The organism is Flavobacterium endoglycinae (assembly GCF_017352115.1).
Classification (GTDB): Bacteria; Bacteroidota; Bacteroidia; order Flavobacteriales; family Flavobacteriaceae; genus Flavobacterium; species Flavobacterium endoglycinae.
This window is the reverse complement of the sequence record NZ_CP071448.1, coordinates 2,048,964-2,071,631: the sequence shown is the minus strand read 5'-3', so window position 1 is coordinate 2,071,631 and position 22,668 is coordinate 2,048,964. Positions and strand designations below refer to the sequence as shown.

The following is a 22,668-nucleotide window of genomic DNA, read 5'->3' as shown; positions in this document are numbered from 1 at the left end:
TCAGAGGTACAAAGGTACAAAGTTGCAGAGGAAAATAATAGCCACGAATTCACGAATTTTTATTTCTGAAGATTGTCAAAAAATAATTCGTGAATTCGTGGCGGAAAAACTTTAAATTTTTTCGAGCAAAACAATTCCAAATTCGCTGTCGATAATTACTTTTCCATCAATAACTTCTGTTTGCTGATTAGAAAAACCATCACGTAATTTAGTTCCGTTTTCGAAAAGAGAATACACAGACAGTTCTTTACGACCTTCAGATAAATCTAAACCAATTAGTACTTTATCAGTATATGATCCTCTAGAATAAGTTCTTGAAAACAAATACGGCTGACTGCTTAATTGTGTATGAATTCCAGCGCCAACCGCAGGGTGATTTCTTCTAAACTGACCTAATTTCTGCCAGTGTAAAAGCATGAATTTTGTATCAGGATTGTTTTCAATATCGTCCCAATTCATGTTGGAACGTAAAGTGGCATCGCCTTGAGTTCCTTCCACAACCAAAGAACGATTCGATTCGTCTCCGTAATACACTTGTGACATTCCTGGTGAAAGCAAAAGTTTTGTTCCTGCTTCAAAACCTTTCACCCGATTGGCATCAAAAGGCTGTCCGTCGTCGTGAGAAGAAACATAATTCAAAACTGAATATCCTTTTAATTCGTTATTTAAATGATTTGAATATTTCGAAAATAAGGTTTCATAATCGCTTTGAGCGGCATTCCATTTAAATTCAAAATTAATCATGCTGTTGAAGCCGTTCTGAAAATAATTGACTTTTCGATCTCCAAAATCATAATCCTGTCCGCCGCTTATTCCGTAACCGTAAACTTCAGCGATTGTATAAAATGGATTTTTATCTAGAACTTGTAAAGGGTGGTGTTTTTTCCAAGTTTCAAAAGCATAATCGCATTCTTTTTTAAAATCCGCCCAAACGCCTTCTTCAGTATGTTTTACAGTGTCGGCACGGTAACCGTCAATTCCGAATTCCAGAATGTAATCGGTAAGCCATTTTATGATGTAATATTTCGGACTTCTCGGGTAACCTGTTCTTTTGAAGAATTCATTTAAAGAAGCAATTTCTTTTTCGTAACGGCCTTCTTTTTTCCATTTTTCAATTAAGAAAGGAGGTAATTCCACATTTTGAGTGCTTTCGGTTTTTACATCTGGAAGATTTTCCACCAAAGTACACATTGTAGTATTTTCAAATGATTTGTAATCGCAGACCACGCCAGTTCTTACCCAATCAGAAGGCCAAACGGGATCTTCTGGAGTTACTGGACCTGTATGATTGATTACGCCATCTAAAACTATTCTGACTCCTCGTTCATGCGCTTTTTTTACCAAATTGGCTAAATCTTCTTTTGTCCCAAAGTTTGGATCTAGAGCAGTCCAATCTCTTGCCCAATAGCCGTGAAAACCATAACTCAATCCGGTTCCTTCGTCAACGCCATCATGAATCTGCTCGACAATTGGCGTAAGCCAAATGGCATTGATTCCTAATTTTTCGAAATAGCCTTCTTCGATTTTTTTAGTGATTCCGATAATGTCTCCGCCTTCAAATCCGCGCAGTTTTCCTGGAGTCTTGGTTCGATTGAAATTTAAATCGTTTGATTTGTCGCCGTTGTAAAAACGGTCTGTAAGTAAAAAATAAACATTTGCTCCTTCCCAAACGAAAGGTGTTTTCGAAGTATTTTCGTTATTCATTGTAACTGATTTTGAGCCAGAACAACCCGTAATTATGAATACTAAAGATAAAAAAAGGAAAGCGTATTTTTTCATAACATGGCTATAAATTTCCGCCACGAATTCACGAATTATTTTTTGACCATTTTTGGGATAAAAAACTTGAATTTGTAGCTGAAAATATTTTTGAGCACATAGAATCATAGGCTTTACTTTGTCTTGAAAAGATTTAAAGAAAATGATTTCAATCATTAACACATAGCTTAAATACTAAAAACTATGTTTATTTAAAATAAGTGAAACGCCTTTTGTTGAGCTGGAAAATCTATGTTTCTACGTGTTTAAATAAAGTTTTATTCCAATTCTAAAACCAGAGCTGATTTTGGTTCGAGCGTAATTTCAGAAGCTAAATCGAATGTTTTTCCTGTAATAACATCTTTTCCTGATTTGAAGTTTTTGATGCTTTCTTTGAAACGGCTTGTTTTTACAACTTGCTCTTTTGCATTATTATTGAATACGACCATAACGGTTTTAGCATCGGTATATCTGAAATATACATAGGTATTATTTTCAGGAATATAATGTGTCATTTTTCCGAAATGAACTGCTTCGTTTGTTTTTCTCCATCTGAATAATTTTGAACTGAAATCAAAAAACGCCGCTTGTTCTGGAGTTCTTCCTTCTTTTGTAAAAGCGTTGTTTTTGTCGCCAGCCCATCCGCCTGGGAAATCCTGACGAATATCGGCATCTCCGCCTTTGCCTTTATCACCGCCCATTCCAATTTCTGAGCCGTAATAAATCTGCGGGATTCCGCGAACTGTAGCTAGTAAAGTCATTGCCAGTTTGTACTTTGGTAAATCGTATTTGAAATTATGATTCATACGATCTGTATCGTGGTTTTCGGCAAAAACTAAAATGTTGTTCGGGTTTGGATATAAAAAATCCATTGCAAAATTGTTGTAGAATTTGATCAATCCGTTGTCCCAGCTTGGTTCATTTTCGTTGAAAGCAGAAGTAATTTGGCTTTGAAGCGTAAAATCCATTACAGATGGAAGGTTTGAATTGTAGTTTTCGATTGCTCCAATTTTACTGTCTTTTTGCCAAAAAGCTAAATTTGCCTGATTGTGCATCCAGATTTCCCCCACAATATTAAAATTCGGATATTCGTCTGTAATTGCTTTTGCCCAATTTGCCATTGCCGTTTTATCCGAATAATTATAAGTGTCTACACGGAAACCATCCAAATTTGCGTATTCAATCCACCAAATGGCATTTTGAGTTAAATATTTGGCAACAAGCGGATTTCTTAAATTTAAATCCGGCATTGAAGGAACAAACCAGCCATCAATACAAACTTCCTGATCGATTTTTGAAGCATGGATATCTGTAATTACTTCACGTCTGTGGTGTGTTTGAGTGTAATTTTCAAATTGGTTCAGCCATGATTTTGTTGGCAAATCTTTCACCATCCAGTGCGTAATTCCCCAGTGATTGGTTACATAATCCATAACCAGTTTCATGTCTTTTTTATGCATTTCAGAAGATAGGCGAACATAATCTTCATTTGTTCCGTAACGCGGATCAATTCTGTAAACATCAGATTGTCCGTAGGTGTGGTACGAATGCTGTTTGTCGTTGTCTTCGCATAGTGGCGTGCTCCAGATTGTTGTTGCACCAAGAGCCGAAATATAATCTAAGTTTTTGATGATTCCCTCGATATCGCCGCCGTGACGTCCGCTTGGATCTTGACGGTTTGCTTTTTCAGTTAAAGAAGGATCGCTGTCATTTTTTGGATTCCCGTTAGCAAAACGATCTGGCATGATTAAGTAAATTAAATCAGATGCATCGTAACTTTTTCTATCAGCAGAATTGGTTCTTCTTTCTTTAAGCGTATATTTTTGTTTAAAAGCAACTTTGTTATTGTTTTTAAAAGAAAAAATCAATTCAGAAGCTTTTACATCTTTCGTATCAATCGTTACAAAAAGATAGTTTGGGTTTTCTGTTTTTTCGACATTTTTAATTGCAACATTGTTGGAAACCGAAGCTTCATATTGCGAAATGTTCTTTCCGTAGAACATAATCTGCAGTTCCGAATTTTTCATTCCTGCGTACCAGAAAGGTGGTTCTACTTTTTGGATTTGCGCTTTCGCGGAAGCGGAAAATAATAATACAATAATTGCTGTTTTTATTGTACAAAAACTTATTTTTAGAAATTTTGTTTTTAAAGGTTTCATAGTAATTTGGTTTGATAGTGTAATTAAAAAAGCTAATAAGCTCTTTTATTAAATACAATTGATTCCGAGCAAGTCTAAACCATTGAGCCAGAATTTATTTATAGGTTTATCCTTTTTTACAATATATATTGTTCTTTTAGGAAATTTAGATTTCCTTTTTTCAAAATCTTTTCCCCAGACAAAATCATCATTATACGAAAAATAAGCGTCTCCAATATTTGCAAATATTTTCGTTTTAATATCATCTTTATAATCTAGTTTTTTATTTTCTTTTTCGTCGTATTCTTGTACTTTTTTCTCAATATCAGAGTAATTTTTTCTGTATTCTATTGCTAATAATTTTGAGGAACAAAAAATTGGCTTTCCGTTTTTAGTGGTGTCAAAATTCTCAATTGGAAAAGCAATAATATTTGTAAAGCATTCGTCAATTGCATAAACAACGTTTTTTATATTGATTTTTGAAAATCCTTTTGTGCCATAAACATAATAGCTAGGTTGAATGATTTTTTTAATCTGATTTTCTAATGATTTGTTTTTTGTCAGTTTGTAAACTCCTAATGTATCATAGTATTCAAGGTTTTGATTTCTAACAGCAGTAGGATCTTCTATAAATTTGTATATAGAATCTTTTGTGCTTACTTCGTTGAAAACCTTATTAAACATTGCTCCATTATAAGTGTTTTTGTCATTCAGATTCACTACAATGGCAGTTGTTTTCTTTGATAGATCATAAACCGAAAAAAATGCTTTATCTGCAGGAATTTCGTCTAGTTCATTTGATTTTTTATTCTGAATTTGAACTTGATTTTGATTATTTACTTTAACAATTTGCTCATTCTTTTGTTGGCATGAAATCAGTAAGGATGCTAAAAGGAAACCTATAATATTTTTCATTTTATATTAATTTGTAATTGTTGAATTTCGACTTTCGAAATCTTGAGCAAATTTAAATTAAAAGTAAAATAATGTGTTTTTTCCTACATTAAAATAATCATAAAGTTTCTTAGATGGATAATTTGATTCTTAAGACTAATTTTTAAATTAATGTTTATGTTTTTTGTTTTGCCTAATTTATTTTTTCATGGCTTTTTTTAGTTACTTTTTTAAGTAATAGTTATACCCTATTAACAATATATCATCCAAATTTTTCCAATACATTTCATCCAATTCTTCTAACCTTGCATCTTGTTCTTCACTAAGGTACTCTGGGAGATATTTTGGAATATCCCATAATGCTTCAATCCGATCGTCATCTTGTAAAACAGAAATAATTTGTTCACATTCTGTAATGATATTTAAAGATTGTTTGGCATTTATTTTTGCAAGTACTTTTTGGGTATCTTCAAAATTATTAAAACCCCAATTACAGAAATATTGAACAAAACCGCCATTGTACATGTCGGCTTCTAAGCGCCAAATAAGAACAACATCTCTTTCATTTTCTGGCATTGCTTCTATTTTACCATCATAGATTTTAAATAATTTGTCGACTACTTCAAACGAATAGTCTTCGAATTGCTGTCTCTGCTTATCTTTTTCTTCCATTATATTAATTTTAAATTCTTAGATAAACAAATTTAATTAAAAATAAGTTTTTTCTTATTTAATGTGATTAATTTGATGTTTATATGGTATTTCTCATATTCAGTTTTCCTGTAAGGTTTTCAAAATATATCAGATTAAAAAAAGACAAGTAATCTTGGGGGAAATTACTTGCCTTTAAAGTGTTATTTGGTTTCAATGATACTTATCGCATATCCTCCACCGGGAGCAGAAAATTGAGATAATTTTGATTTATTGGTTACAGCAATTTTCTTGATGGTATAAGCTTGCGGATTTGTTTTGTAATGCGCATCTTTTGCATCAGCGTAAATTGTTGCGGTATATTTTTTACCTTTTTCAAGGAAACTGAAATCGATGTTCGAAGTACGTGCAGTTTCTCCGTTTACGTTTCCAACGAACCAGTTGTTTGTTCCTTTTGCTTTACGGGCAACAGTGATAAAATCTCCTGGCTCAGCCTCGATATATTTACTTTCTGACCAATCTACAGCAACATCTTTAATGAACTGGAATGCATCTGGAAAACGGTTGTAGTTTTCTGGAGTATCAGCAGCCATTTGTAACGGGCTGTACATGGTAACGTATAAAGCCAATTGGTTACAGATTGTACTGTTTACATGCGATTTGTTATCTGGATTCATTTTGCTGATATCCATTTCGAAAATTCCCGGAGTATAATCCATTGGACCACCGATTAATCTTGTAAAAGGTAAAACAGTCACGTGATTTGGTTTAGAACCTCCAAATGCTTGGTATTCTGTTCCTCTTGCAGCTTCGTTTCCAATTAAGTTAGGGTACGTTCTTGCGATTCCTGTTGGACGAACTGCTTCGTGAGCGTTCACCATAATTTTGTAATCAGCCGCTTTTTCGATTGCATATTGATAGTGGTTTACAATCCATTGGCTGTAGTGGTTTTCACCGCGAGGTAAAATGTCACCTACGTAACCGCTTTTTACAGCATCGTATCCGTTATCGTTCATGAATTTGTAAGCAGCATCCATGTGGCGCTCGTAGTTACGAACAGAACCTGAAGTTTCGTGGTGCATGATAATTTTTATACCTTTAGATTTAGCGTATTCGTGCAAACCTTTTACGTCAAAATCTGGGTAAGGCGTTAAGAAATCGAATACGTAATCTTTAGAATGTCCAAACCAGTCTTCCCAGCCTTCGTTCCAACCTTCTACTAAAACAGCGTCGAATCCATTTGCAGCAGCGAAATCAATGTATTTTTTTACGTTAGCATTGTTTGCTCCGTGTGTTCCGTTTGGTTTTGCTTTTGAAAAGTCAGAAACACCTAACTGAACTGTTGGGAAATCATTTGTGTATGACCAAGAGCTTTTTCCTGTAATCATTTCCCACCAAACACCAACATATTTTACAGGTTTAATCCAAGAAGTATTTTCAATTTTTGATGGATCGTTTAAGTTATAAGTCATTTTTGAAGCTAAGATTTCTCTAGCATCATCGTTTACGATAATGGTTCTCCAAGGCGAGTGATTTGGCGCTTGCATATGACCTTTATCTCCTTTTGCATCTGGAGTTAACCAAGATTCGAAAACTAAGTTTTTGTCGTCTAAATTCAAGTGCATACAAGAATAGTCAATCAAAGCGGCTTCGTGAAGGTTGATATAAATTCCGTCAGCCGTTTTCAGCATCAAAGAAGTCTGAACTCCTGTTGGAGAAAAAGATTTTTGAGAAACGTTTGCAGTATATGCTTTTTGAGATAAACCTCTAATTTCTGATAATTTTGATTTTGTATAATCGTATTCCTGAGTATCGTAATCTCCAGGAATCCAGAAAGCAGTGTGATCTCCCGTCATGGCAAATTGAGATCTTTCTTCTTTGATTACAAAATAAGTAAGATTCTTTTGTGCTGGGAATTCGTAACGGAAACCTAAACCATCATCAAACAAACGAAAACGAATTACGATTTGTCTGTCTGTACTTTTTTGGTTTAAAGTTACTGCTAACTCATTATAGTGATTTCTAATGTGATCTACTTCGCCCCAAACTGGTTTCCAAGTTTCATCAAAAGTTGAGGTTTTAGTGTCAGCAATTGTAAAGTCGTTCAATAAAGACTTTTTATCATCTTTAAGTTCAAGACCTAATTTACTGGTTTTTACAACTTCTTTGTTTTTGTATTTTAAGTTGTAAGTTGGAGTTCCGTCGCTTTGAAGCGAAAATTCCATTACGAACTTGCCTTCGGGAGATTTTAATTGCTGCGCTTTAGCAATGGAGCTAACCGCAAACAAAACTAAACTTGCGAAAAATAAGTTTTTCATGTTTTTTAGATTTTAGAGTATGTAATTTAATTTATTTGAGCGAATTTACTTATTGTTTGTGGTTTTCCATTCACTACAATTGTTAAATCCTGATCGCCGTCTACAGTAAAAGTGGTTTCGTTGTGATTTACAGCAACTTTCAAAATTTGATTTCTGAAATTGATTTTAAACGAATACCCTTTCCATTCTTTTGGAATTTTTGGTGAGAAATGAAGCTGGTCATTTTTCACGCGCATTCCTCCAAAGCCTTCCACGATACTCATCCATGTGCCGGCCATTGATGTGATATGACAACCTTCTTCAACCTCTTTATTATAATCATCCAAATCCAAACGAGATGTTCTTAGATAAAAGGTATATGCCATATCCATTTTATCTAAAGCTGCAGCTTGAATTGAGTGCACACAAGGCGAAAGCGAACTTTCGTGAACTGTAAATGATTCGTAAAATTCGAAATTGCGTTTTAATTCTTCTTTCGAAAAATGATCTTCAAAGAAATAGAAACCTTGCAAAACGTCGGCTTGTTTAATGTATGGCGAACGTAACACACGATCCCAAGACCATTTTTGATTAATAGGACGCTGTGATTTATCTAAATCTTTTACAGGAACTAATTCTTTGTCTAAGAAACCATCTTGCTGTAAATAGATTCCAAGTTTTTCAGAAACTGGAAAGTACATATTGTCTGCCACTTTTTTCCATTTTTGAATTTCTGCTGATGAAAGAGTAACTTTCTCCATCACTCTTTTGTGATCTGCAGGATATTCTGAAGCGACTTTTTCAATTTGTTCCGAAGCAAAATCAATACACCATTTTGCAATATAATTGGTGTAAAAATTATTGTTGATGTTGTTTTCGTATTCGTTTGGACCCGTAACTCCAAGAATTACATATTGATTTTTTTCATTAGAAAAAGAAGCTCTCTGATGCCAGAAACGCGCAATTCCGATTAAAACTTCTAAACCTTTTTCGGGAATATAAGAGTAATCTCCCGTGTAACGGTAATAGTTGTAAATGGCAAAAGCAATCGCTCCGTTTCTATGAATTTCTTCGTGTGTAATTTCCCATTCGTTGTGGCATTCTTCACCATTCATGGTCACCATTGGATATAAAGCAGCACCGTTTTTGAAACCTAAATTGTCTTTCGCGTTTTCAATCGCTTTATCCAATTGGTTGTAACGATACGTCAATAAGTTTCTTGCCACTTGCTGATCTTTTGTAGCCATGTAAAACGGAATACAATATGCCTCAGTGTCCCAATAAGTAGATCCGCCGTATTTTTCTCCGGTAAATCCTTTTGGACCAATATTTAATCGGCTGTCTTTTCCTGAATACGTTTGGTTCAATTGGAAAATGTTGAAACGAATTCCCTGTTGTGCTTTAACATCACCTTCAATTGTGATATCTGACATTTCCCAAATTTTTGCCCAAGCATCAATTTGGTTTTGAAGCAGCGTTTCGTAACCTAAAGCGACAGCAGATTTAATTACTTTTTCTGCTCCGGCTAAAGTATTTTCGTGGTTTAAAGAAACCGTATAGCCTCCAATTTTCTGAATTGTTGAGGTTTGTCCTTTTGCAATAATAGTTCCGTAAGTGTACTGAACTTTATCCGTTGTTGAATCGATTGTTGAAGGTGAAATATGCGCATCTTCACCATTTGCCAAAATCGTATTGTGCATGAAAGTCGTAACCTTAAAATGCGTTTTGAAAGTTTGAGCGGTTACAAAAGCTTCATTTGTACCTTTTTTAACTTCAAGCGGTTCCCAGAATTTTTCTTCCCAGTTGGCATCTTCATTGGTTACACCAGCATCGATATATGGTTTGTAAACGATTTTTGCATCTTTATTTAAAGGTGTAATATCGTATTTGATTACTCCGGCTTCGTCTAAATCTAAGGAAAGAAAACGACGGATATTTACTGCGATTTCAGTTCCGTTTTTAAGAACAGCTTCAAAAGAACGATTGTACCATCCTTCTTTCATATTCAATTCTCTGCGGAAATTTCTAACTTCGGTACAATTGTGTAAATCAAGATTTTCTTCGTTGATTTCAATATCAATTCCAATCCAATTTGGAGCATTTAAAACTTTGGCGAAATACTTCGGATAACCGTTTTTCCACCAGCCCACTTTTGTTTTGTCTGGATAATAAATACCTGCAATGTAACTTCCTTGGAAAGTTTCGCCAGAATATGTTTCTTCAAAATTCGCACGCTGTCCCATAGCACCGTTTCCGATACTAAAAAGACTTTCAGACGATTTTACTCTCTCGACATCAAATCCTTCTTCTATTATGGACCAATTGTCTGGTTTTATATAATCTTGATTCATTTGTTTTTACAGTGTTTTTTGTGATTGATTGATTATGATTGATTGATTAATTTTTTTATTTGTTGATCAATGATTCTATAAAGCTTTCTTCCATAAAGGTGAAATCTTTAAAAATATGATCAGCTTCATGTAAAATTGTTTCCTCACCAATTCCAACACTTACCATTTCTGCGATATTTGCTGCCTGAATTCCGGCAACAGAATCTTCAAATACAATTGAATTTTTTGGATCAATGTTTAACGATTGAGCCGCTTTTAAGAAAACTTCAGGATCTGGTTTTGCATTGGTAACGTCGTTTCCGTCAACAATAACATCGAAGTAAGAGATGATGCCTGTTTTTTCTAAAATTGGTCTTGCATTTTTACTGGCAGAACCTAATGCAATTCCTTGATCTTTCTCTTTTAATAGTTTTAGAATTTTTAAAACTCCTGGAAGAATCTCACTTTCATCCATGTCTACTAAATAAGATAAGTAATCTTCGTTTTTTTGAATCAGCCATTTGTCTTTGTCTTCTTGCGAAGCTTGAACATTGCCTAATCCAAGTATAATATCCAACGAGCGAACTCGGCTTACGCCTTTTAAAAGTTCGTTGTCCTCGTGTGTAAAGTTTATATTTAATGACTGAGCGATTTTTTGCCACGCCAAAAAGTGGTATTTAGCGGTGTCAACGATTACGCCGTCCAAGTCGAATATAAATGCTTTTTTGTTCATCTTAGGGGGAAATTATCTTAAATTATGATTTTTGAGAAAAGTCGTCTACGTCCTTTACTTTAGAAACTAAAGCAGCAGCAATCAAAAAGCTGACACCGCTTGTAACTAAAGCATAAATGGCATCTCCGTTGTAAAGATATTTTACGATTGGACCTCCAATTAATGCATTTACAATCTGTGGAATAACAACGAAGAAGTTGAAGATTCCCATATAAACACCCATTTTTTTAGGAGTTATAGATCCTGCAAGAATGGCGTACGGCATAGCGAGAATACTTGCCCAGGCAACTCCAATTAAAACCATTGGTAATACAACCCAGTCTTCATTTGGCATAAAATAAATGGAGATTAAACCAATTCCTCCAATTACTAATGAAAGTGAATGAGTTGCTTTTCGACCGATTTTTTTAGCGATGTAGGGTAAGAAAAACAAAGCGACGATAGCAGAAACTAAGTTATAAACACCAAATAGAATTCCGACCCAGTCTCCAGCATCTTGATATTGCTGGCTTGAAGTGTCATTTAATGGTAATCCGTAAATATGATGCGCAATAGCCGGAGTGGTAAAAACCCACATTCCGAATAAACCAAACCATGAAAAGAATTGTACCCAGCTAAGCTGACGCATTGTGACAGGCATTTTTGCAAAATCAGTAAAGATGTCTGTGATTTTTGATTTTTCCTCAGAATCAGAAATCACATCATTTTGAGGATCTTCAAATTTTGCCAGTTCTTCTGGTGAATATTCTTTGGTTGTAAATAAGGTTACTAAGATTGAACCTATTAAAATGGCGGCACCAATGATAAATGATAAAGTCAAATTTAACGGAACGCTTCCTGGAACTGTGCTGTTTGGCACACCAAAATATTTCGTTAAAATGTACGGAAGTGCTGAACCAATTACGGCTCCAAAACCAATTAATGAAGTTTGGATACTAAATCCTGCAGTACGCTGATCTGTTCTTAAATTGTCTCCAACAAGTGCGCGGAAAGGTTCCATAGCAATGTTAAAAGAAGCGTCCATGATCATTAACATTCCGGCTCCAACCCATAACGCAGGTAAAACAGAAATGAAGATATTAGCTTGCGGCATTAAAATTAATCCTACCGAAGCTAAAACGGCTCCTACTAAAAAGAAAGGTTTTCGTCTGCCGAATCTTCCCCAGGTTTTATCGCTGTAATGACCAATAATAGGCTGTACTATTAATCCCATTAGGGGAGCAATAATCCAGAACCATGAAAGTTCGTGTACATCGGCACCAAAAATTTGAAGAATTCTGCTGGCATTTGCATTCTGAAGTGCAAACCCCATTTGTATTCCCAAGAAACCGAAACTCATGTTCCAAATTTCCCAGAAACTTAATTTACGCTTTTCCATTATCGTAATTTGAAAATTATACGATAAGCGCTTTGCTTATCAAAACTTACTGTTTTTTTCGAAGTAAAACTAAAAGCCTTGACGGGCGTAAAAGTATAAATTATTTTTTTATTTACGCTAATAAAAAAGCCATAAATATTTTTTATGGCTTTGGAATTTATTGATTTTAAGAAAATTAGTCAGTAGATTCTCTTTTTATGAGATGTGTTTCTATAACTTCTGTGGTGTAATTTTCGGTATGTTCTTCATCATCGTCTTCTTCGGCTTCTATGCGCTCAATAAGCATTTTAGCAGCCTTGTTGCCCATTTTTTCACCACTTTGGCTTACAGTCGTAATAGTTGGTGTTGAGTATTTTGAAATAATTCCGTCAGTAAAAGCAATTACGGCTAAATCTTCAGGAACTTTTAATCCCATTTTGTTAGCTGTTTTGATAATAGTTACGGCAAAAAGCTCATTTACAGCAAAAACGGCGTCAAAAGCTCTTTCATGTAAAAGCTGGCTGATGGTTATTTCGCAGGTTTCTACATCTTCAATTTTAATAATTAATTCTTCATTGAATGGAATTCCGTTGTCGAGAAGTGCTTTTTCATAACCGTCGGTTCTAAGCTTACCCACACTTACATAATCCACTGTTGTCACTAAGGCAATTTTTTTTCGTCCACTGTCAATTAAGCTTTGAACAGCTTCATACGCAGCGGCTTTGTCATCAATAATAACTTTATCGCATAAAATGTCGTTTGTAACACGATCGAACATTACAACGGGCATTCCTTGATTGATTACTTCGGTGATATGATGAAAGTCGCCTTTGTACTGAGTTTCTTTAGAAAGAGACATGATAAAACCGTCGATACTTCCGTTGGCAAGCATCTCCATATTTAGAACTTCTTTGTCGAAAGAATCGTCTGATACACAAATAACTACACTGTATCCGTGCTCGTTGGCAACCTGTTCGATTCCATTGATTACAGTAGAGAAAAAATAATGTACAATTTCGGGAATAATGATACCAATACTTTTTGTTTTTCGGTTTTTTAAACTAAGGGCAATGTTGTTTGGTTTGTAGTTGTAAAACTTCGCAAAAGCCTGAACTTTTAGACGTGTTTCTTCTCCAATTTCAAGACTGTTTCGAAGTGATTTAGAGACAGTTGAAATGGATACGTCTAATTCCTTTGCGATCTGTTTTAGGGTTATTTTGCGTTTCATGGTATTAGTTGAAAAAAATCTAATTAATAATAAAGGTATCTGATATTTTTATAATTGACAATTTTAACGCTAAAAGATTACAAAATATAGAAAGTTTTCAACACTACCACGTTTTCGTAAAGTAATAAAAATTGTCTCTCGTTGAGCATGTTAATAAATTCATAATTTTGGAATTCGAAGTAAAATTAAAAACTTAACTAACAATCACAAACTCAAACTAATTTAAACAAAAAGTATGAAAACAATTTACAAAAAGTTGTTATTTTTATTCCTATTGTTGCCTTTTAGTGTGTTAGCTCAAAACACTCTTACAGGGACTGTTGTAGACAAAGCGACAGGTCAGCCAATACCGGGAGTAAATGTAAATGTACAAGGTGCTCCAAATGGTGCATCAACAGGATTTGATGGAAATTACCAGCTGTCAAATGTTAAAAGCGGAAGTAAAATCGTAGTTTCTTTTATTGGTTACAAAACGCAAACGATTGATTACGCTGGTCAAAAAACTCTTAACGTTTCTTTAGAAGAAGATACAAACCAGCTTCAAGAAGTTGTAGTACAGGTAGGTTATGGTACTGTTAAGAAAAAAGATGCAACAGGATCTGTATCTCAAATCTCATCGAAAGAATTTAACAAAGGAATTAACGTAACTCCAGAAAGTTTAATCGGCGGACGTATTGCTGGTGTGAATGTTGTTGGAGGAGGTGCTCCTGGAGCAAAAGCTGATATTAGAATTCGTGGAGGATCTTCTTTAAGTGCTTCAAATGATCCATTGATTATTTTAGACGGACTTCCTTTAAGTAATGCGGTTCCAAGTGGTGCTACAAGTATCTTATCTACAATTGATCCTAATGATATTGAGTCATTTACAGTTCTTAAAGATGCTTCTGCAGCTGCAATCTATGGTTCTCGTGCAGCAAATGGTGTAATCGTAATTACTACTAAAAAAGGAACTAAAGGTGGTGTAAAAGTTAATTTTAGTTCACAAGTTGGTGTAAATACAATAGCTAATACAGTTGATGTATTAAATGCAGATCAGTTCCGTGCTTTTGTAAATGAAAAAGGATCTGATGCTCAAAAAGCATTAATGGGCACAGCAAGTACAAACTGGCAGAAAGAAATTTTCCACACCGCTTTGACAACAAACAATAATATCTCTGTAAGTGGTGCTTTATTTAATAAATTGCCAGTACGTTTATCTGTTGGAAATGTTGATAATCCTGGAATTTTAAGAAATACTTCTTTTGAAAGAACTACGACATCGATATCGTTAAATCCAGTTTTATTTGATAATCACTTAAAAATTGATATTAGCGGAAATTTATCTTTCAGCAAAAATCAATTTCAAGATGAAGACGCAGTTATCGGTTCGGCAATTAGCTTTGATCCTACACAATCTCCTTATCAGGCAGGTTCTCGTTATGGAGGATATTTTGAATGGTTAGAATCAAACGGAAACGTAGCCTTATTACCTGCGAAAAACCCGCTTGCGAGAATAAATCAAGAAGACAAAAGATCTAAATCTACCAGAAAATGGGGTAATATTAGTATTGACTATAAATTCCACTTCTTTGAAGATTTAAGAGTTGTGGCAGAAGCTGGTATTGATAGATTTGACAGCAGCGGTTACAATAGACAAAGTACAGAAAGCGTTTTAGGATACCAACCAAATCCTTACAGCAGTGGGAACTGGGTAAATTTAGGAAACTATGATACTTACACTGACGATCTTCAAAACAAAAATTTAAATACTTATTTTGTTTACAGCAAAAATTTAGGAAAACTTAAATTAGACGCTACAGCTGGTTATAACTATCAGTTGTTTCAAAAAGAAAAATACCAGTCTGGAGCACTTACACAGCCAGCTGCAACTAGAAATGAAGATGTTATAACTGATCCAGACATCAATTTACAATCGTTTTTTGGTCGTTTGAATTTAGGTTGGGATAGCAAATATTTATTGACTTTAAACTACAGAAGAGACGGAACTTCACGTTTTTCTGAAGAAAACAGATGGGGTAATTTTATGGGAGGTGCTTTTGCGTGGAATATCGCTCAAGAGTCATTCCTAAAAGATAACGAAACACTTTCAAGTTTAAAATTGAGAGTAGGTTATGGTACAACGGGTCAGCAGGATATTTCTGCTCAGTACGATTATTTACGAAGAGTAACACTTGGTACAGTTAATACTCAGTATGTATTTAATGGTGTTGTTTATAGAACAGCTAGACCAGAAGGATATAATCAAAATATCAAATGGGAAGAGTTGGCAGAGATGAACATTGGTCTTGATTTTGGATTCTTAAAAGATAGAATCACTGGATCTATTAACTATTTTGATAAAAAGTCATCAGATTTATTAGCTGATGTATTGGTTCCTGACGGAGCTAACTTAAGAAATCAAGGATTTAATAATATTGGTGATTTAAGAACTAAAGGTCTTGAATTCAGTCTTCAATCGGATATTATTAAGAAAGATAACTTAACATGGAATGTTGCAGTTAATGCTACTTATTTAGATCAAAAAATTGAAAGTTTAGGTCAAACAGTTGAAGGTTTCCAAGGTTACGAAGTAGGAGATAATATTAAAGGAGGAAATGGAAATAAAGTGTTGATCAATACTGTTGGTTATGCTCCAAATTCATTTTTTGTTTACGAACAATTATATGATGCAAACAAAAAGCCAATTGCAGGAGCTTATGTAGATAGAAATGGAGATGGTAAGATTGATGCTTCAGATCGTTACAGATACAAGAAACCAACAGCAGATTATACATTTGGTTTGTTCTCTACTTTAAACTACAAAAAGTTTGATTTTACAATGAACTGGAGAGCAAGTTTAGGAAATTACATTTTTGATAACGTAAACTCTAATATGGGGTATTCTGATGCTGCTTTAAGAAGACAAACAGATTTATCAAACGTAAGTTCAGATTACTTGAATACAGGATTTACTTATGAAGATAATGGAACTCAACGTTATTTATCTAATTACTATGTAAAAGATGCTTCTTTCATAAAATTAGACAACGTAACTGTAGGTTATACTTTAGATAAAGCTTTATTAAAAGCGGCATCTTTAAGATTCTCAGCAGGTGTTCAAAACGTTTTTGTACTTACAAAATATGATGGTTTAGATCCGGAGAAATTCAACGGAATTGATGGTAACGTTTATCCAAGAGCTAGAACTTTCTTGTTTGGAGTGAATGCAAGTTTCTAATAGTACATTGAAAAACAAAATTTAAAACATACAAAATGAAAATATCATTTAAATATATATCTTATTTCTTTCTATTCATTCTAGGAATAAGTATGACGTTTACTTCGTGTACGGACGATTTAAACGTTACGCCAAAGGATGATGATGAATTTTTATCTGAAACCTTTTTTCAGGATCCTGCATCGTACAAACAAGTATTAGCAAAACTATACGCTGGTTTATATGTAGGAGGTAATGACGGTGATGGACAGGCAGATATTGCGGGTCTTAGTGGAGATTTCAGCAGTTACTTACGTCTTCTTTTTGTAACTCAAGAATTTACAACAGACGAAGCTATTATTGCTTGGGCCGATGGTACTTTACCAACTTTAAATACACAAACATGGTCTCCTCAAAATGAGTTTTTATACGGAACTTATTCTAGAGCATCGTATCATATCAGTTTGGCAAATGAGTTTTTGAGACAAACTACTGAAGAAAAACTTAATGCAAGAGGTGTTGATGCTAATTTAAAAGCTGAAATCGCCACTTTTAGAGCTGAAGCACGTTTTTTAAGAGCTTTTTCTTATGTTAATTTAATGGATTTGTTTGGTAATGTGCCAATTACTACAGAAGCAGATCCAGTAGGATTCTTTTATCCAGTACAAAAATCAAGAGCAGAAGTTTTTGCTTTTGTAGAATCTGAATTAAAAGATTTAGACAGCAGTCTGCCAAACGCAAGAACAAATGAATATGGAAGAATTGATAAAGTGGCTGCTAAATTTTTATTAGCTCAGATTTATCTAAACTCTAAAGTATATACTGGAACAGAAAGAAATAATGAAGTAGGTACTTTATGTACTGAAATCATTAATTCAGGATACACATTTGCAAACGTTCCTTATGCTTATCTATTTTCAGCAGATAATGACAAAAATGGTGCTCAAAACGAATTTATTTTCCCAATCATTAGTGATGGAAATGCTATTAGAGCAACTGGTGGAGGAATGAGTTTTATTCTTCATGCCTCTATTGGAGGAAGCATGGATGCGGCTTCAAGAGGTATGGACGGAGGATGGCAAGGTATTAGAACTCGTAAAGAGTTTGTAGCTCTTTTCCCTGATGCGACAGCGACAGCAGATAAAAGAGGAACTTTCTATACTGATGGTCAGTCTTTAGATATTAACAATGTTGGAACTTTTACAGATGGTTACGCTGTAACTAAATATATTAACAAAAAATCTGATGGTTCCCCAGCTCAAAGAACAGACATTCCAGATACAGATTTTCCTGTTTTCAGAATTTCTGATGCTTATTTAATGTATGCTGAAGCAGCAGTTAGAGGAGCTAGTACTGCTAATATTGCAACCGCAGTAGGTTATATTAACCAAATTAGAACAAGAGCACAAGCGGCTACAATATCTGCTGCAAATTTGAATCTTGATTTTATTTTAGCAGAAAGAGGAAGAGAATTGTTTTGGGAATGCCATAGAAGAACAGATTTAATTCGTTTTGGTAAATTCACAGGTGGAGATAAAATCTGGCAATGGAAAGGTGGTACGATGAATGGGAATGCTACAGAGTCATATAGAGATCTTATGCCTATTCCTGCTAAAACAATTCAAGCAAACCCTACTTTGAAACAAAATCCAGGATACTAACAACTATATAAATTCGTAAAATGAAAAATATATATAAAATTTTAATTGTATTTATTGGGATATTGGCAGTATCATGTAATGCTGATGCTGTAGATGAAAGACCAGTACTTGACGCTGTTACGGCACCAGAAATTACTGCCCCTACTACAGGACAAAATTATGTTTTAGAAGTAGATAAAGCTGCAGATGAAGCTGTTAAATTTACATGGTCAGCAGCAAAATATTCTACAAGTGTTGCAATAAAATATACTTTATTGATAGATAAAAAAGGCGGAGATTTTACAGCTGCAAAAACTCTTGCAACTACGACTAGTATTACAGAAGCTTCAGTATTAGTTAAAGATTTAAACCAAGTTGCAATTGATCTAGGTGGTAAACCAGAAGTTGCTGCAATGTATGATGTAAAAATTGCTTCTAATGTGTCTGGAGGATTTGTGCAAACCGGAAAAGATGTAATCACAATTTCGGTAACTCCTTATGTTGGGAAAGTTGACTATAATTTCTCAGATTGGTATTTAGTTGGAGATGCAACTGTTTCTGGATGGGATAACAACAAAGGGAATCAAATCTTATTCAGAAGCGGAACAAATGCTAATGAGTATGTGTTTACAGGATTCTTTAAAAAAGGATATTTCAAAACTATTAAAAACTTAGGAAGTTGGGCTCCAATGTATGGAGGTGCTAATGGTGCTTTAGTTTATAGAGCGACAGACGGCGACGCTGATCCTGCAAGCATTGAAGTACCTGCTGATGGATACTATAAATTTAAAATGGATGTTCAAAAGTTAACCTATACATTTGAACCATACGCTGCTGGTGCTACAGCTCCGATATATTCTACAGTAGGTATCATCGGAAGCGCTACTTCTAAAGGATGGGATGCTTCTACTGCAATGGTAAAATCTTCTTTCAATGCACACATTTGGACACTGGGTGTAACTTCACTAAATGATGGTGAAATGAAATTTAGAGCAAATGATGCTTGGGATGTTTCATGGGGAGGTAAAACAGCTTTCTCTGGAGGTGGAACAGGAGATAATATTCCAGTATCAAAATCTAAATATCTAATTTATTTTAATGATTTAGACGGAAGTTATGTGATGATTCCTAATCAATAAAAACTTCAGTTAATAACTGAAAAAGGGCTATCTCCAGATAGCCCTTTTTTAATCCAACTAACTATTTAGCTAACCACTATATTATGAAAAGAACTTTACTAATACTATTTTTATTGCTTTCTTTTGCTGTTTCTGCTCAAGTGCAGACAGTAACATACACAATAAATCCTGCAACATTTGATGATACTACATCAATTACAATTACAATTAATGGCAGCAGTGTCGATGAAACTTCATGGGGAATAAGTGCAACTCATGCCTTATACCTTTGGTCTTGGTCTTATGATGTAAACGATACAAATCAAATGGATTCTCCGTCCAATGGTTCTTGGACTGCTTCAAATGAAGCCAGCAAATTTACATACAACGCAGGAACAGATACATATACAAAAACTTTCACACCATCTGTATATTTTAACAGAAACGGAATAGGCAGAATTGGTTTTCTTGTAAAAGCAAAAGATGGTACTGGCGACAAAAAATCTCAGGATATTTTAGTTGAAGTAGGATCTTTTCAGGTTTCTTTGACTTCACCCATAGAAAACAGTACTACAATTATTTCTTCTGGAACGAATTTTAATATTGCAGCCACAAATACAAACGGAGCAGCTAGTTATACTTTAAAAGCGAATGGAGTAACTTTGAATACTAATGCCAGTACTTCTGCTTATTCTTATACGCATACGAATGTTACCGGAAATCAGACTTATGAATTAATTGCAGTTCAAGGAGCAACGACAATTTCGAAGAAATTTTCAGTAGTGGTAAACCCAAATACAGTTTCTCAAGCGATGCCGGCTGGTTTGGTTGATGGAATTAATTACAATGCTTCAGATGCTACAAAAGCAACTTTGGTTTTGGATGCGCCTTTAAAGGATTTTGTTTATGTTGCTGGAAGTTTTAATAATTGGCAGCCAACATCGGCGTATGCCATGAAAAAAGATCCCGCGTCAGGGAAATTCTGGTTGGAATTAACCGGATTGGTTTCTGGTGTCAACAATACGTATCAATATTGGGTTGTAGATGCAACTCCGCTTGCTAATTCACCTGCAATGGTAAAAACGGCTGATCCGTATTCTACTTTGGTTTTATCACCATATGATGATTCTTGGATTCCAAATACTTCTTACCCAAATTTACCTGCTTATCCTACTGGACAACAGTTTGAAGTTACGGTTTTAAAAACAGGGCAGACTCCTTACAATTGGCAGGTTACCAATTTTGTGAAGCCGGCAAAAGAAAAACTGGTGGTTTATGAAGTTTTAGTTCGTGATTTTGATGCAGCAAGAAATTATCAAAGTTTAATTGATAAAATCGATTATTTCAAAAGCCTGAAAATTAATGCGATCGAATTAATGCCGGTAATGGAGTTTGAAGGTAATGAAAGCTGGGGGTATAATACTTCATTTCATATGGCTTTGGATAAATTTTATGGTACTTCAGATAAATTGAAAGAACTTATCGATTTGTATCATCAGAACGGAATTGCAGTAATTCTGGATGTAGCTTTAAATCATGCTTTTGGACGAAATCCAATGGTAAGAATGTGGATGACAGATCCTGATGGAGACGGTTTTGGATCACCTTCAGCCGAAAATCCATATTTCAATATGACTGCAAAACATAGTTATAGCGTAGGGGAAGATTTTAATCACCAGTCTTTAAAAACACAATACTATGTGAATCGTGTTATCAAACAATGGATTGAAGAATATAAAATAGATGGTTTCCGTTGGGATTTAACTAAAGGATTCACTCAGGCTTGTACAGCATCTGACGAAAGCTGTACAAATGCATATCAGCAGGATAGAGTAGATATTCTGAAAAAATACGCTGATTTTTCATGGAGTATCGACCCGACGCATTATACTATTTTTGAGCATTTAGGTACAGATGCCGAAGAAAAACAATGGGCAGATTATAAGGTTAATGAAACGCCAAGCAAAGGAATTATGTTGTGGGGAAAAATGACCAATCCTTACAATCAATTATCAATGGGATATGCTACAGATAGTAACATTTCAAGAATGGCAAGTTCAAGCCGTGGTTTTACAGCAAATCGTTTAATGGGATATGCTGAAAGTCATGATGAAGAACGTTTAATGTATAAAAATGTACAATACGGAGCTTCAAATGGATCTTATAATGTAAAAACATTAAATACGGCTTTATCAAGAATGTCTGCAATTGGAGCAGTTTCGTTATTGGTTCCAGGACCAAAAATGATCTGGCATTTTGGAGAATTAGGAATGGATGATTCTATTTTTACTTGCAACAACGGAACGGTAAATGATGAATCAGCAACACTTCAAGGAGATTGTAAATTAGATACGAAACCACAACCTCAATGGACAGAAAACTGGTTAGGCGATTCAAACCGCAGCAAGATTTACAATGATTGGGCAAAAATGATTACCCTTAAAACAACCGAGCCTGTGTTTTTAGGAACGCCAACAATTGCAAATGCAAACTCATTAAGTGTAAATATAAAAATTACAAATGCGAGCCTTGCTGCAACACAATTAAAAGATGTTGTCATTATCGCCAATTTTGATACTACAACACAAAATGTTGCAACAGGATTTCAATATACTGGAACATGGTATAATTTAATGGATAATACAACCATTACTGTTTCCAATGTAAATACACCAATAAGTCTGAATCCAGGAGAATACAGAATTTACGGAAACAAAACGGCAAATCTGGCAATAGAAGATTTTGAAAAAGGAAATTCAGTAAATCTTCATCCAAATCCAGTTTCTAATTATTTTACTTTAAATACTGCTTTTGCAAAAGTTGAAGTGTATTCGCTTTCGGGACAATTAGTGAAAAGTTTTGCCTCAAATGCCAATAAAGATTTCCAATTTGGAGTGAGTGAATTACAAGCAGGATTATACATTGTAAAAGCTTCAGACGAGAATAATAAAACTCAGGTAATGAAATTTATTAAAAAATAAATCTTGAAAATATATCTAACAGATTAAAAATTTGGTTTGGTTAGTAATGCAAAAGGGCTGTTCTATTGAAAAATAGACAGCCCTTTTCTGGTTTAGTTGTTTATTGTTTTTGTTTATCTTTTTCTATCGTTATATTCTCCAATCACGGCAAAATAACCAAAAGTTCCTAAGCCTAAAACAATCAGCGGAGTGAGGATAAAGAGTATAATAATCCCGAAAACCAAATCGTCCTGCTGATCTGATAATAATTTAGGTAAGCCAAATTCAAACACACAGAAATAAGCAGCTGCAATTGCTAAAATAACCCATAAAACGCCTAATGCTTGTTTGATTTTGTCCATGTTTTT

The 22,668-nt window shown here is 34.5% G+C and carries 14 protein-coding genes; 4 read left to right on the top strand and 10 right to left on the bottom strand.

Annotated features, from left to right (window positions below; translation table 11 throughout):
• Positions 1–111: 111 nt before the first annotated feature.
• The 9 genes from J0383_RS08940 to J0383_RS08900 form a co-directional block, all read right to left on the bottom strand.
• Positions 112–1,779: an alpha-amylase family glycosyl hydrolase gene (locus J0383_RS08940; protein ID WP_207298060.1), complete on the bottom strand. Its 1,668-nt coding sequence runs from the start codon at positions 1,777–1,779 to the stop codon at positions 112–114.
• A 257-nt stretch (positions 1,780–2,036) separates the two neighbouring features.
• Complete coding sequence (locus tag J0383_RS08935) at positions 2,037–3,917, bottom strand: glycoside hydrolase family 13 protein (protein ID WP_207298059.1); 1,881 nt, start codon at positions 3,915–3,917, stop codon at positions 2,037–2,039.
• A gap of 48 nt (positions 3,918–3,965) precedes the next feature.
• Positions 3,966–4,811 carry a hypothetical protein gene (locus J0383_RS08930; RefSeq protein ID WP_207298058.1) on the bottom strand — a complete coding sequence of 282 codons (846 nt, stop codon included), beginning with the start codon at positions 4,809–4,811 and terminating at the stop codon, positions 3,966–3,968.
• A gap of 201 nt (positions 4,812–5,012) precedes the next feature.
• Positions 5,013–5,462 carry a DMP19 family protein gene (locus J0383_RS08925; RefSeq protein WP_207298057.1) on the bottom strand — a complete coding sequence of 150 codons (450 nt, stop codon included), beginning with the start codon at positions 5,460–5,462 and terminating at the stop codon, positions 5,013–5,015.
• 182 nt (positions 5,463–5,644) lie between these two features.
• Entirely contained in the window at positions 5,645–7,759 is a 2,115-nt protein-coding gene (locus tag J0383_RS08920) for a glycoside hydrolase family 97 protein (protein WP_207298056.1), read from the bottom strand.
• 26 nt (positions 7,760–7,785) lie between these two features.
• Entirely contained in the window at positions 7,786–10,089 is a 2,304-nt protein-coding gene (locus J0383_RS08915; protein WP_207298055.1) for a glycoside hydrolase family 65 protein, read from the bottom strand.
• Between the two features lie 55 nt (positions 10,090–10,144).
• The gene (gene pgmB, locus J0383_RS08910) at positions 10,145–10,801 is read right to left on the bottom strand and encodes a beta-phosphoglucomutase (protein ID WP_207298054.1); all 657 of its coding nucleotides are present in this window, start codon (positions 10,799–10,801) and stop codon (positions 10,145–10,147) included.
• Positions 10,802–10,823: 22 nt separating this feature from the next.
• Positions 10,824–12,179: an MFS transporter gene (locus tag J0383_RS08905; RefSeq protein WP_207298053.1), complete on the bottom strand. Its 1,356-nt coding sequence runs from the start codon at positions 12,177–12,179 to the stop codon at positions 10,824–10,826.
• Positions 12,180–12,354: 175 nt separating this feature from the next.
• Entirely contained in the window at positions 12,355–13,386 is a 1,032-nt protein-coding gene (locus J0383_RS08900; RefSeq protein ID WP_207298052.1) for a LacI family DNA-binding transcriptional regulator, read from the bottom strand.
• A 235-nt stretch (positions 13,387–13,621) separates the two neighbouring features.
• On the opposite strand from J0383_RS08900, the gene J0383_RS08895 reads away from it, so the two are divergent.
• From J0383_RS08895 to J0383_RS08880, 4 genes are all read left to right on the top strand, one after another.
• Positions 13,622–16,603 (top strand): SusC/RagA family TonB-linked outer membrane protein, encoded by a 2,982-nt coding sequence (locus tag J0383_RS08895; protein ID WP_207298051.1) that lies wholly within the window; start codon positions 13,622–13,624, stop codon positions 16,601–16,603.
• A 35-nt stretch (positions 16,604–16,638) separates the two neighbouring features.
• Positions 16,639–18,243 (top strand): RagB/SusD family nutrient uptake outer membrane protein, encoded by a 1,605-nt coding sequence (locus J0383_RS08890; protein WP_207298050.1) that lies wholly within the window; start codon positions 16,639–16,641, stop codon positions 18,241–18,243.
• A gap of 20 nt (positions 18,244–18,263) precedes the next feature.
• Positions 18,264–19,361 carry a SusE domain-containing protein gene (locus J0383_RS08885; protein ID WP_207298049.1) on the top strand — a complete coding sequence of 366 codons (1,098 nt, stop codon included), beginning with the start codon at positions 18,264–18,266 and terminating at the stop codon, positions 19,359–19,361.
• An 83-nt stretch (positions 19,362–19,444) separates the two neighbouring features.
• Positions 19,445–22,321, top strand: coding sequence for an alpha-amylase family glycosyl hydrolase (locus J0383_RS08880; RefSeq protein WP_207298048.1), 2,877 nt, complete (start codon positions 19,445–19,447; stop codon positions 22,319–22,321).
• Between the two features lie 113 nt (positions 22,322–22,434).
• Here the strand turns inward: J0383_RS08880 and J0383_RS08875 are convergent, their stop codons facing one another.
• Entirely contained in the window at positions 22,435–22,662 is a 228-nt protein-coding gene (locus J0383_RS08875; RefSeq protein WP_207298047.1) for a DUF6814 family protein, read from the bottom strand.
• Positions 22,663–22,668: the final 6 nt, after the last annotated feature.